The organism is Rhodovulum visakhapatnamense, from assembly GCF_004365965.1.
In the GTDB taxonomy this organism is placed as follows: Bacteria; Pseudomonadota; Alphaproteobacteria; order Rhodobacterales; family Rhodobacteraceae; genus Rhodovulum; species Rhodovulum visakhapatnamense.
On sequence record NZ_SOEB01000042.1, the window covers coordinates 1 to 11906 of the forward strand.

Below are 11906 nucleotides of genomic sequence, written 5' to 3' on the forward strand. Positions count from 1 at the left end.
TGCTCGCCCCAGAACCCTTCCGGGTCCTCGACCGACTGACGGTACATCGCCTCATACGCCGCAGCATCGATATGCGCCCCGGACACAAAATCCGGATCCGGCGGGTAGATATGCTCAGTCATCTCCGTGATCCCTCTGACTGGAGTAATACCGTCTTCTCCTGCGCCCGCCTTGTGTCGGCAGGTCGCCATTTCAGATGGCCAGGTATTCTGCCCTGAGGGCGTCGTTCTTCAGAACCTCGGCGGCGCTGCCGTCGAAAACGATCTGGCCCGTATCGAGTATGACGGCCCGGTCGGAAAGTTCCAAGGCCCGGATCGCGTTCTGTTCGACAATGACGGTGGTGATGCCCTGTTCCTTGATATGAACCAGCGTTTTCTCGATTTCGTCGACAATCACCGGGGCGAGCCCTTCATAGGGTTCGTCGAGAAGAAGCACCTTGATATCGCGTGCCAGCGCCCGGGCGATGGCCAGCATCTGCTGTTCGCCGCCCGAGAGCGTCACGCCTTCCTGTTTGCGGCGTTCGCCGAGCCGGGGGAAAAGGTCGTAAAGCCGCTCGAGCGACCAGCCCACGGGCGGCACGATCTGGGCAAGTTGCAGGTTTTCCTCGACGGTGAGGCCCGGAATGATCCGCCGGTCCTCGGGCACCAGCCCCAGGCCCGCCGCGCTGGCCTGATGGGCGGCCATCGTGTGCAGGGGCGCATGGTCCAGCCAGATCTCGCCATAGGTGACCTGCGGGCTTGCCAGCCGGGCGATGGCGCGCAGGGTCGAGGTCTTGCCCGCGCCGTTCCGGCCCAGCAGCGCCAGGATCTCGCCCTCGTGGACGTTGAAGCTGACGCCCTGCACGATGTAGCTTTCGCCGTAATAGGCGTGCAGATCGTAGACCGACAGAAAGGCCGGTGCCGTCGCGGCCTGGTTCGCGTTCTTGTTGAAGTCGGGTTTGACGTTCATCTGATCCCCCTCAATGCGCCTGGCCCAGATAGGCTTCCTGCACCTTCGGATGGCCCTTGATCTTCTCGGGCACATCCTCGACCAGCGGCGTGCCCTGGGCCAGAACCGTGATCCGGTCGGCCAGGCTGAACACGACATGCATGTCATGTTCGATGATCGCCATGGTGATGTTGCGCGTGGCCTTGATGTCCTTCAGCAGGTCGATGGTGTTGTTGGTATCGGCCCGCGCCATCCCGGCGGTGGGTTCGTCCAGCAGCAGCAGTTTGGGCTCCTGCACGAGGCACATCGCCATTTCCAGCCGCCGCTTGTCGCCGCGCGAGAGGCTCGAGGCCTGCATGCCCGCCTTGTCGAGCATGTTGACGTCGTCCAGCATCTGTTCGGCCCGGGCCACGATATCCCTTTCATGGGCCACGGTTTCGAAGGCATGCATCCGGAACGCCCCGTCGCGCTTGGCGAAACAGGGGATCAGGACGTTTTCCAGAACCGTCAGGTCGCCGAAGATCTCGGGCGTCTGGAACACCCGGGAAATGCCCAGCTGGTTGATCTCGTGCGGCTTGCGCCCCAGCACCGACTGGCCGTCGAACATCACCGATCCGGTATCGGGGATCAGCTTGCCGACGAGGCAGTTCAGCAGCGTCGACTTGCCCGCGCCGTTCGGCCCGATGATCGCATGCACGGTGTTCTCGGCGACCGAGAGGTTGACGTCGCCCAGCGCCTGCAAGCCCCCGAAGCGCTTGTTGACGCCCTTGACTTCAAGAATGCCCATCGCTCGTTCTCCTCATTCGGCCATGTGCGGGGCGGCGGTCGGGCGGTGTTCGGGGTCCTTGCGCTTGGGCCCGCCGGACTTGCGCCGCCGCACCAGCCGCCAGATCCGCTGCATCCCCTCGACCAGCCCGCCGGGCAGGAAGATCACCACCAGCATGAACAGGATGCCCAGGGTCAGGTGCCAGCCCTTGCCCACGAAGGGGTGGAAGCAGGCGACGATGAAATCCTCGAGCCCGTCGGGCAGGAAGGCGAACCAGCCATGCAGGATGCCGTCGTTGATCTTCGAGAAGATGTTCTCGAAATACTTGATGAAGCCCGCGCCCAGCACCGGCCCCATCAGGGTGCCCGCGCCGCCGAGGATGGTCATCAGCACGACCTCGCCCGAGGCGGTCCACTGCATCCGCTCGGCGCCCGCCAGCGGGTCCATCGCGGCCAGCAGCCCGCCCGCAAGCCCGGCATACATGCCCGAGATCACGAAGGCCGCCAGCGTATAGGGGCGCGAGTTGAGCCCGGTATAGTTCATGCGCGTCTGGTTGGTCTTGATCGCGCGCAGCATCATCCCGAACGGCGAGCGGAAGATCCTGAGGCTGATATAGAAGGCCAGGATCGCCATCACCGCGCAGAAATAATAGCCCACGTTGAAGGTGAAGACCCAGCCGCCCAGATCGACCTGGGCCGAGTTGCGCATCACCAGACCGAAGAGATGCGGGCTGGTGGGCGCGCCGCTGCCCGCAAGGATCTGCGGGTCGCTGGCATAGACCTGCAGCCCGGTCTCGCCATTGGTGATCGGCGTCAGGACCGAATAGGCGAGGTTATAGCTCATCTGCGCGAAGGCCAGCGTCAGGATCGAGAAGTAGATCCCCGAGCGGCGGAGCGAGATGAAGCCGATCAGCAGGGCGAAGGCGGCCGAGATCACCACCGACAGCAAAAGCCCCGGCAGCACGTTGTAGCCCAGCAGTTTGTACATCCAGACCACCGTGTACGATCCCACGCCCAGGAAGGCGGCATGGCCGAAGGACAGGTAGCCGGTCAGCCCGAACAGGATGTTGAAGCCGATGGCGAAGATCCCGAAGATCGCGAATTTCTGCATCAGGTCGGGATAGCCCGCGTTGAACTGGGCAAGGCTCGATCCTTCGGGGAAGGGTTGCAGAAGGATCGGGGTCAGCAGGGTGAGGGCGATCACGATCAGCAGGAAACGGGTATCTCTGGCACTCAGTCCGAACATTGGGTCAGTCCTCCATCACGCCCTTGCGGCCCATCAGCCCGCGCGGGCGGGTCAGCAGGATCACGATTGCCACGAGGTAGATGATCACCTGGTCGATGCCGGGGATCAGGCTTTTCACCTCGTTCATCGAGGCGAAGCTTTGCAGGATGCCCAGCATGAAGCCCGCCAGAACCGCGCCGGGCAGCGAGCCCATGCCGCCGACGACGACGACGACGAAGCTGAGCACGAGGAAATCCATGCCCATGTGGTAGTTCGGCGCCAGGATCGGGGTGTACATCACGCCCGCCAGCCCCGCGACCGCGGCGGCCAGCCCGAACATCAGGGTGAAGCGGCGGTCGATGTCGATGCCCAGCAGGCCCACCGTCTCGCGGTCGGCCATGCCCGCGCGGACCACCATCCCGAAGGTGGTGAATTGCAAAAAGGCGAAGACGCCGCCGATGATCACCAGCGAGAACAGGAAATAGACCATCCGCCAGTAGGGATAGATGATGACATTGGGATCGAAGCCCAGGAGCGTGCCGAAATCGAAGCTGCCGGAAAAGGCCGCAGGCGCGCCGGTCTGGATCGGATTGGCGCCGAAGAAATACTTGATGATCTCCTGCAGCACGATCGCGAGGCCGAAGGTCACCAGGATCTGGTCGGCATGCGGCCGCTTGTAGAAATGCTTGATCAGCCCGCGCTCCATCGCAAAGCCGAGCCCGATCATCACCGGAATGGCCAGCAGGATGCCCAAGGGCACCGACCAGTCGATGATCGCACCTCCCAGATCGGGGCCGAACCAGTGTTCGACATAGGGCACCTCGACCTTCAGCGGATTGCCCAGAAAATCGGTCCGGGTCGGGTCGATCTCTTCATAGGACAGGCTCAGCAGGCGCTGCATCGTCACGGCGCAGAAGGCGCCGATCATGAACAGCGCGCCATGGGCGAAGTTCACGACCCCCAGCGTGCCGAAGATCAGCGTAAGCCCCAGCGCGATCAGCGCATAGGCCGAGCCCTTGTCGAGCCCGTTCAGGATTTGAAGGATAATGGCGTCCATGGTCCCATCCGTGCATTGAGGGAGCGTCGGACCCGCCGGGTCCGGGGCGCGGTCCGGGCCGCGCGGGAAGGGCGCGGCCCGGCCGGTATGTCAGGCAAGAGGGCGGGCGCTCAGGCGCCGTTGTTGCACTGGCCGAGGGTCGCCTCGGCGCCGCCGAACATCGGGTGATCCGGCGGATAGGTGACGTGATCGACCGGGGTGACCTCGACGATCTCGAGGATGTCGTACTTGGTCGACGGGTTGTCCTTGCCCTTCATGACCAGCACGTCCTTGAAGCACTGGTGATCCTCGGCGCGGTAGAGGACGGGACCGTTGCCCATGCCGTCGAATTCGAAGCCTTCCAGCGCCTCGGCCACAGCGCAAGGGTCGAACGACCCCGCACGCGCCACCGCATCCGCGTAAAGCAGCGTCTGCACATAGCAGGTATGGGCCGAGTTCGACGGCGGGCGGCCGTATTTCTCGCCGAAGGATTTCACGAAGGCCTTGGTGCCCGGATCGGAAAGCTGCCAGTTCCAGTTCATCGAGCCGTAGACGCCCTTGATGTTGTCGCCCGCGCCCTCGGCCATCAGCTCGGAATAAAGCGGCACCACGATCTCGAACTGCTTGCCGTTGACCTGCTTGTCACGCAGGCCGAACTGCACCGCCTGGGTGATCGAGTTGATCATGTCGCCGCCGTAATGGTTCAGGACCAGCACATCGGCGCCCGAGTTCAGCACCGGCGCGATATAGGACGAGAAATCGCCCGCGCCGACCGGGGTCAGAACGTTGTTGACGGTTTCCCAGCCGATCGCCTCGGTCGAGGCCTGGATCGATTCCTGCTGGGTGTAGCCCCAGGTGTAATCGGCGGTCAGGTGATAGGCGCGGCGGTCGGTCCCGTAGGCCTTTTCCAGCACCGGCGCGAGCGCCGCGCCCGACATGTAGGCGTTGAAGAAGTGGCGGAAGCCGTTCTTCTTGCGGTCCTTGCCGGTGGTGTCGTTGGAATGGGTCAGGCCTGCCATGAAGATGATGCCGGCCTCCTGGCAGAGGCCCTGCACCGCGACCGCGACGCCCGAGGACGAACCGCCGTTGATCATGACGACGCCGTCCTTCTCGATCATCGCCTTGGCCGAGGCACGGGCGGCGTCCGACTTGGTCTGGGTATCGCCGGTCACGTATTCGACCTGCTTGCCGAGGATGCCGGTGCCGTCCAGCGCCTTCGAGCTGAAGGTGTTCAGCATGCCGCCATCGCCCATGCCGTTCAGATGCTCGACCGCCAGTTCCTGGGCGCGCAGCTCGTCGAGCCCCTCGTCGGCATAGGGGCCGGTCTGCGGCACGTTGAAGCCGAAGGTGACGGTGTTTCCGCTGGGGGCGTTGGTGAAGGCCCGGGCCCGCGAGGTGAAGATGGTGGGCAGCGCCAGTCCGGCGCCGGCATACGCACCTGTCTTGATCACGCCGCGGCGTGTCAGGGTCGATTTCGTCATGGGCATCCTCCCGTGATGCTTGAATGTCGGGCCCCTGCCTCCTCTTGCCGGAGCCCAGCGCTTTACAAAGCACATTCAGTATCGGGGGTGCCGCGAAAATAAGGCAACAACTGCTTTTCCTTGCAGGATTTTTTTGTAAACAATTACACAGGGGCTTTGGGAGGGGAGTCAATAAATTGTCTTGCAGGTGCAGAAAGCCCTTGTCGGGCAACGGGAAATCGCGATGCCCCGCAGCGCGCTGACCGGCACCCGGATTCGCGAACGCCGCACGATGATCGGCATGCGCCAGGCCGATCTGGCCCGTCTCGCCGGAATATCCCCGTCCTATCTGAATCTCATCGAGCACAATCGTCGCAGAATCGGCGGAAAGCTCCTGGTCGAGCTGGCCCGCAACCTGGGCGTCGAGGCCTCGGCCCTGACCGAGGGCGCGGCCGCCGCCCTGATCGAGACCTTGCGTGAGGCCGCCGCAGGCCATGACGAGGCCGAGGCCGATCTGCCGCGGCTCGAGGAATTCGCGGGCCGGTTTCCGGGCTGGGCCGGGCTGATCGCGGACCGGCACCGCCGCGTGCGCGAGCTGGAACGCACGGTTGAGATGCTGACCGACCGCATGACCCATGACCCGTTTCTGTCGGCCTCGCTGCACGAGGTGATCTCGGCCGTGACCGCGATCCGCTCGACCGCGGCAATCCTCGCGGATACCGAGGATATCGACCCCGACTGGCAGCGCCGCTTTCACCGCAACCTCAGCGACGACAGCCGCCGCCTCGCCGAGGGCGCGCAGGCGCTGGTCGCCTATCTCGACGAGGGCACCGAAGATCCCGGGGTGCAGTCCTCGCCGCAGGAGGAGGTCGAGGCCTTCCTGCGCGCCCGCGACTGGCATCTGCCGGAACTGGAACGCAGCCTGCCGCCCGATCCGGCGCGGATCGTGGCCGAGGCGCGCGAGCTGACCTCGGGACCCGCGCGGGAACTGGCGCTGGCGCATCTGAAACGCTACCGGCGCGATGCCGAGCTGATGCCGCTTCAGCGGTTTTCCGAGGCGGCGCGGGGGGCGGCCCTCGATCCGGGGGCGCTGGCCCAGGCCTTCGGCGTCGATCCGGGGGCGGCGTTCCGGCGGCTGGCCGCGCTGCCCGAGGATCGCGCGGGCGGGCCCGTGGGGCTGGTGGCCTGCGACGGCTCGGGCACGCTGACCTTCCGCAAGCCGGTCGAGGGGTTTTCGCTGCCCCGCTTCGGCGCGGCCTGTCCGCTCTGGCCGCTTTACCAGGCGCTGTCGCGGCCGATGGCGCCGGTCCGCGCGGTGGTCGAACTGGGCGGGGCGACACCGCAACGCTTCCTGACCTATGCGATCTGCCAGCCGGTTCTGGCGGCGGGCTTCGACGGGCCGCAGGTGCTGGAGGCGGCGATGCTGATCCTGCCCGAGGGCACTGTCGCGCTGCCGCGGATGGCGGCGCAGCCGGTCGGCACGTCCTGCCGGATCTGCCCGCGTCGCGGCTGCGTCGCGCGGCGCGAGCCCTCGATCCTGGCGAACGGCTTCTGATGTCGGGTTTTGACAGGGACAGGCTTTGGGATGATAGTCGACAGACAAGCGGGGCACGAACGCCCGCACGGGGAGGGGAGAGACCGGGGATGGACAAGCGTGTCCTGCTGATCGAGGACGAGCCGAACATCATCGAGGCGATCCGGTTCATCCTGGCCCGAGACGGCTGGCGCGTCGATACCCATGCCGACGGCACCACCGCCTTCGACCGGGTCGCCGAGACCCGGCCCGATATCGTCATTCTCGACGTGATGCTGCCCGGCCGGTCGGGCTTCGACATCCTGCGCGACATCCGCGCCGATGCGGGGCTTGGCGCATTGCCGGTGCTGATGCTGACGGCCAAGGGGCAGGTCAAGGACCGCGATCTGGCCGAACGGATGGGGGCGAGCCGCTTCATGGCCAAGCCGTTCTCGAATACCGAGGTTCTGGCCTCGGTGCGGGAACTGACGGGCGCCTGAGATGGCCCGCGCGCCGCTGTTCCTGGCCCGCGAGGGGTATCGGCGGCGGCGGCTCGCGGACATGGCGCGGCTGTTGCCGGTGCTGGGGGCGGCGCTGTTTCTGGTCCCCGCGCTCGATGCCCGCGACGGGCTTGGGGCGGGCATGCTGATCTATCTGTTCAGCGCCTGGTTCGGGCTGATCCTTGCCTCGGCCTTCGTGTCCGCCCGGCTCGCGCGCGCGGCCCCGCCCGAGGGCGCAGAGCTGGCCTTCGAGCCCCCCGCCTCCGAGCCCCCCGCCTCCGAGCCCCCCGCCTCCGAGCCCCCCGCCTCCGAGCCCCCCGTCTCCGAGCCCCCAGTCTCCGAGCCCCCAGTCTCCGAGCCCACAGCCGACCCGTCGGAGGGCGCCCGATGATCGCCTTCGACATGCTCGTCGCGATCTGTCTTTTTTACGTGGCGATCCTTTTCGGCGTCGCCTTCCTGGCCGAGCGCGGCGGCAGGCGCGGCAGCAATGCCTGGCTGCGCTCGCCTTTGGTCTACACGTTGTCGCTGTCGGTCTACTGCACCGCCTGGACCTTCTATGGTGCGGTCGGCTACGCGGCGCGCTCGGGGCTGGAATTCGTCACCATCTATCTGGGGCCGACGCTGGTGCTGATCGGCTGGTGGTGGACGCTTCGAAAGCTCGTGCGGATCGGGAAGACCCAGCGGATCACCTCGATCGCCGATCTGATCTCGTCGCGCTATGGCAAGTCGAACATGCTGGGAGTGATCGTCACGCTGATCGCGGTGGTGGGAACGACGCCCTATATCGCGCTGCAGCTGCAATCGGTCACTCTGTCCTTCGCGGTCTTTGCCGCCGCCGGTGCGCCGGGGCCGTGGCAGGTGGTCGACCTGAATGCCGCGGCCTTCAGTGTCGCCGTGGGGCTCGCGGTCTTCACCGTCTTCTTCGGCACCCGCAATCTCGATGCCAACGAACGCCATCACGGCGTCGTCACCGCCATCGCGGTCGAGGCGGTGGTCAAGCTGATCGCGCTGCTGGCGGTCGGCATCTTCGTGGTCTGGGGCATCGGCGGCGGCGTGCAGGCGACGCTCGATCGGATCGAGGCCTCGCCGCTGGCGGGCATGCCGGTGGCGCCGGGCCGCTGGATCGGGCTGACCTTCCTGGCGGGCGCCGCGATCCTGACGCTGCCCCGGATGTTCCAGGTGCTGGTGGTCGAGAACGAGGACGAACGCCATCTGGCGACCGCCGCCTGGGCCTTTCCGGGCTATGTCTTCCTGATGAGCCTGTTCGTGGTGCCCATCGCCGCGATCGGGCTGGCCGAGATGCCGCCCGGCGCCAATCCCGATCTCTTCGTTCTGACCCTGCCGCTGGCGCAGGGCCGGGACGGGTTGGCGACGCTGGCCTTTCTGGGCGGGTTCTCGTCGGCCACCTCGATGGTGATCGTGGCCGCCATCGCGCTGTCGACCATGGTCTCGAACCATATCGTCATGCCGCTTTTCCTGCACTGGACGCGGGCGGGCGCCACCATGTCGGGCGATGTCCGCACGCTGGTGCTGCGCGCGCGGCGGCTCTCGATCGGGGGGGTGCTGCTGCTGGGCTATCTCTACTACCGGCTGACCGGCGGCAGCGAGGCGCTGGCCGAGATCGGGCTGATCTCGTTTGCGGGCGTGGCCCAGTTCCTGCCTGCGCTTCTGGGCGGCATCCTGTGGCGCGGCGCAACCCGGGCAGGCGCCCTGGCCGGGCTGACCCTCGGGTTCGCGCTCTGGGCCTACACGTTGTTCCTGCCCAGCTTCGGCGAGGGCGCGGTGATGAGCGCGGGGCTGCTGGCCGACGGCCCCTGGGGCATCGGCTGGCTGCGGCCGCAGGGGCTTTTCGGGCTCGACGGGCTCGATCCGCTTGTCCATGCGGTGGTGTTCTCGATGGGGGCCAATGCGCTGGCCTTCACGCTGGTGTCGCTGCTGGATTTCCCCGGTCCCATGGAGCGGCTGCAGGCGGCCCAGTTCGTCAACGTGTTCGACCATTCGCCCGCCGGGCAGGGCTGGAGCCAGGGCCGGGCCGAGGCCGAGGACCTGCTGTTGATGGCGCAGCGCATCCTCGGTGCCGACGATGCCCAGCGGCTGTTCCAGCGCGCCGCGGCCGATCAGGGCAAGCAGGGCTATCTGCCCGATACGACCCCCGAATTCCTGCGCACGCTGGAACGCAAGCTGGCCGGGTCGGTGGGCGCGGCCACGGCCCATGCCATGGTCGGCCAGATCGTCGGGCGGTCGTCGGTCTCGGTCGAGGATCTGATGAAGGTCGCCGACGAAACCGCGCAGATGATGGAATATTCCAGCCAGCTCGAGGCCAAGTCCGAGGAACTGGCCCGCACCGCCCGGCAGCTGCGCGAGGTCAACGAAAAGCTGACCGAGCTGTCGGTGCAGAAGGACGCCTTTCTCAGCCAGATCAGCCACGAGCTGCGCACGCCGATGACCTCGATCCGGGCCTTTTCCGAGATCCTGATGGAAGACGATGCGCTGCCGCCCGAGCGGCTGGCCGATTATTCGCGGATCATCCATCAGGAAAGCATGCGGCTGACCCGGTTGCTCGATGACCTGCTGGATCTTTCGGTGCTGGAAAACGGCCAGGTGTCGCTGCATCCGCAGCCGGTCAGCCTTTCGGATCTGCTGGACCGGTCTGTGGCTGCGGCCGGGGGGAGGTCGGGCCGGGCGCCGATGGCGATCCGCCGCGATCCGGCGGCCGAGCGGGTGGACCTGATCACCGATGGCGACCGGCTGAGCCAGGTCTTCATCAACCTCGTGTCGAATGCGCAGAAATACTGCGATGCCGCCGATCCGGTCCTGACCATTTCGGTGACCGAGGCCGAGGGCCGCGTGGCCGTCGATTTCATCGACAATGGCAGCGGCATCCCCGACCGCAGCCAGTCGATCATCTTCGAGAAATTCTCGCGCCTGTCCGATCCGCGCAAGGCGGGCGGCGCGGGGCTGGGGCTTGCGATCTGCCGCGAGATCATGGTCCGGCTTGGCGGGTCCATCGTCTATCTGCCGGGGCGGGGCGGGGCGGCCTTCCGCGTGACGCTTCCGAGCCGCTGTGCCGAGGCGGCCTGAAATCGGTCGCATTTTAGAGGCAACCCTTTCTAAACCTTGAGCGGTCTATCACCGGGAAGAACCCTTCGGGAACGGCGATCGAGAACGGGCGCGACATGGCAGAGAACGGACATCAGGCAATCCTGCGGCGAATCCTCGGTGAAGACCGGGTGTCGCTGGGCGGGGCGCGGGGCGGCGGCAGCGACGGGGTCGCGGCGATGCGGCTTGAAACGGCACGCGCCACGCGCGAGGCTTTTGGGCTGACTGCCCTGGTCGAGGAGTGCAAGGCCGAACGGACCGGTCTGCCGGAGATCGAGGCCGAGGTGACCGACGAGTCGTTGCCGATCCTGCTGCGCGGCCCCGACGGACGGCTTGGCCTCGTGGTCTATTCTGCGGATTTGGCGATGGCGCTGCTGGAATGGCGGCTGGTGGGTTTCCTGTCGGAAACCGCGCCGCCCGCGCGGACCCTGACCGCGACCGACGCGGCGGTTCTGGCCGATCTGACCGATCCGATTCTGACCCGCTTCGCGCGCGCCATGAAAGAGGCCAGCGGCGCCGACTGGGCCAGCGGCTTTGCCCAGGGCGCACGGATCGACGATCCGCGCCATGTTCCCTTGCTGATGGCGGCGGGACGTTACCGGCTCTATCGGCTGAAGCTTGTGGCCGGGCGCGGGCGCAGCGGCGGCCTGATCATCGCCTTGCCCGAGGCGGCGCCTGTGGCGCGGCCGAAACCCGCGGACAAGGTTGCGCGGCCCTGGCCCGAGGCGCTGCGCGCCGGGGTGCTGGGGGCCGAGCTGTCGCTGAACGCGGTGCTCTGGCGGACCCGGATGTCGGCGGCCGGAATCGCGCGGCTGAAACCCGGCGATCTGCTGCCGCTGCCCTCTGCGGCACTGGGCGCGGTCCAGCTCGAAGGGCCGGGCGGCGTGGTGATCGCGGGCGGGCGCCTTGGCCAGGCCCATGGCGACCGCGCGATCAAGCTCGACAGCGAGGCCGGCGCGGCGGACGAACCCGGCTTTGGCGGCGGCATGCTGGACGAGGGCGGTTTGGGCACGGGTCTGCCCGGGGGCGATCCGCTGCAGATCGGGGCCGACCTGCCGCTGGACGAGGGCGGCTTCCCCTTCGGCGAGGCGGCCGAAGAGGGCGGGCTCGACTTCGCGGCCGAGGGATTCCCGGCGGGGGGGCTCGATCTTGGGACCGGGGATTTCCCCTTCGATCCGGGCGGGCTCGACAGCGATCTGGAGAACGCCCTGCAAAACGACCTCGACATCGGCGGGTTCGGTGCTGCGCCGCTTGATCTGTCCGAGGAGTTTCCGGCCGCGTCGGCCTAGGTCGTGTTGACAAAAGGGATTCACATCAGGCTTTGAGCATGATTCAAACTGGCATCTGCGATGGAGACCAGCTTGGCACGAGACCTTATGTC

10 protein-coding genes are annotated in these 11906 nt (G+C 66.7%); 5 read left to right on the forward strand and 5 right to left on the reverse strand.

The features are described 5' to 3' along the window. Nucleotides 1-192: 192 nt before the first annotated feature. From EV657_RS20230 to EV657_RS20250, 5 genes are all read right to left on the reverse strand, one after another. Nucleotides 193-948 carry an ABC transporter ATP-binding protein gene (locus EV657_RS20230; RefSeq protein ID WP_108026491.1) on the reverse strand — a complete coding sequence of 252 codons (756 nt, stop codon included), beginning with the start codon at nt 946-948 and terminating at the stop codon, nt 193-195. Nucleotides 949-958: 10 nt separating this feature from the next. Next, nucleotides 959-1714 carry an ABC transporter ATP-binding protein gene (locus EV657_RS20235; RefSeq protein WP_075785075.1) on the reverse strand — a complete coding sequence of 252 codons (756 nt, stop codon included), beginning with the start codon at nt 1712-1714 and terminating at the stop codon, nt 959-961. A gap of 12 nt (nt 1715-1726) precedes the next feature. Further along, nucleotides 1727-2938, reverse strand: coding sequence for a branched-chain amino acid ABC transporter permease (locus EV657_RS20240; protein ID WP_108026494.1), 1212 nt, complete (start codon nt 2936-2938; stop codon nt 1727-1729). 4 nt (nt 2939-2942) lie between these two features. After that, complete coding sequence (locus EV657_RS20245; protein ID WP_075785077.1) at nt 2943-3974, reverse strand: branched-chain amino acid ABC transporter permease; 1032 nt, start codon at nt 3972-3974, stop codon at nt 2943-2945. Between the two features lie 110 nt (nt 3975-4084). Further along, the gene (locus tag EV657_RS20250) at nt 4085-5434 is read right to left on the reverse strand and encodes a substrate-binding protein (protein ID WP_075785078.1); all 1350 of its coding nucleotides are present in this window, start codon (nt 5432-5434) and stop codon (nt 4085-4087) included. A 223-nt stretch (nt 5435-5657) separates the two neighbouring features. Here EV657_RS20250 and EV657_RS20255 point away from each other — a divergent pair, with 223 nt between their 5' ends. From EV657_RS20255 to EV657_RS20275, 5 genes are all read left to right on the forward strand, one after another. Next, a complete protein-coding gene (locus EV657_RS20255; protein WP_075785079.1) occupies nt 5658-6968 on the forward strand; it encodes a helix-turn-helix transcriptional regulator in 1311 nt (436 codons plus the stop codon). Between the two features lie 89 nt (nt 6969-7057). Next, a complete protein-coding gene (locus EV657_RS20260) occupies nt 7058-7426 on the forward strand; it encodes a response regulator transcription factor (RefSeq protein ID WP_075785080.1) in 369 nt (122 codons plus the stop codon). 1 nt (nt 7427) lies between these two features. Continuing rightward, nucleotides 7428-7817: a hypothetical protein gene (locus EV657_RS20265; RefSeq protein WP_243837758.1), complete on the forward strand. Its 390-nt coding sequence runs from the start codon at nt 7428-7430 to the stop codon at nt 7815-7817. Continuing rightward, nucleotides 7814-10507 (forward strand): ATP-binding protein, encoded by a 2694-nt coding sequence (locus EV657_RS20270; protein WP_134079607.1) that lies wholly within the window; start codon nt 7814-7816, stop codon nt 10505-10507. The genes EV657_RS20265 and EV657_RS20270 overlap by 4 nt, the downstream gene beginning before the upstream one ends. 95 nt (nt 10508-10602) lie before the next feature. Continuing rightward, nucleotides 10603-11814 (forward strand): FliM/FliN family flagellar motor switch protein, encoded by a 1212-nt coding sequence (locus EV657_RS20275; protein WP_134079609.1) that lies wholly within the window; start codon nt 10603-10605, stop codon nt 11812-11814. Nucleotides 11815-11906 lie beyond the last annotated feature (92 nt).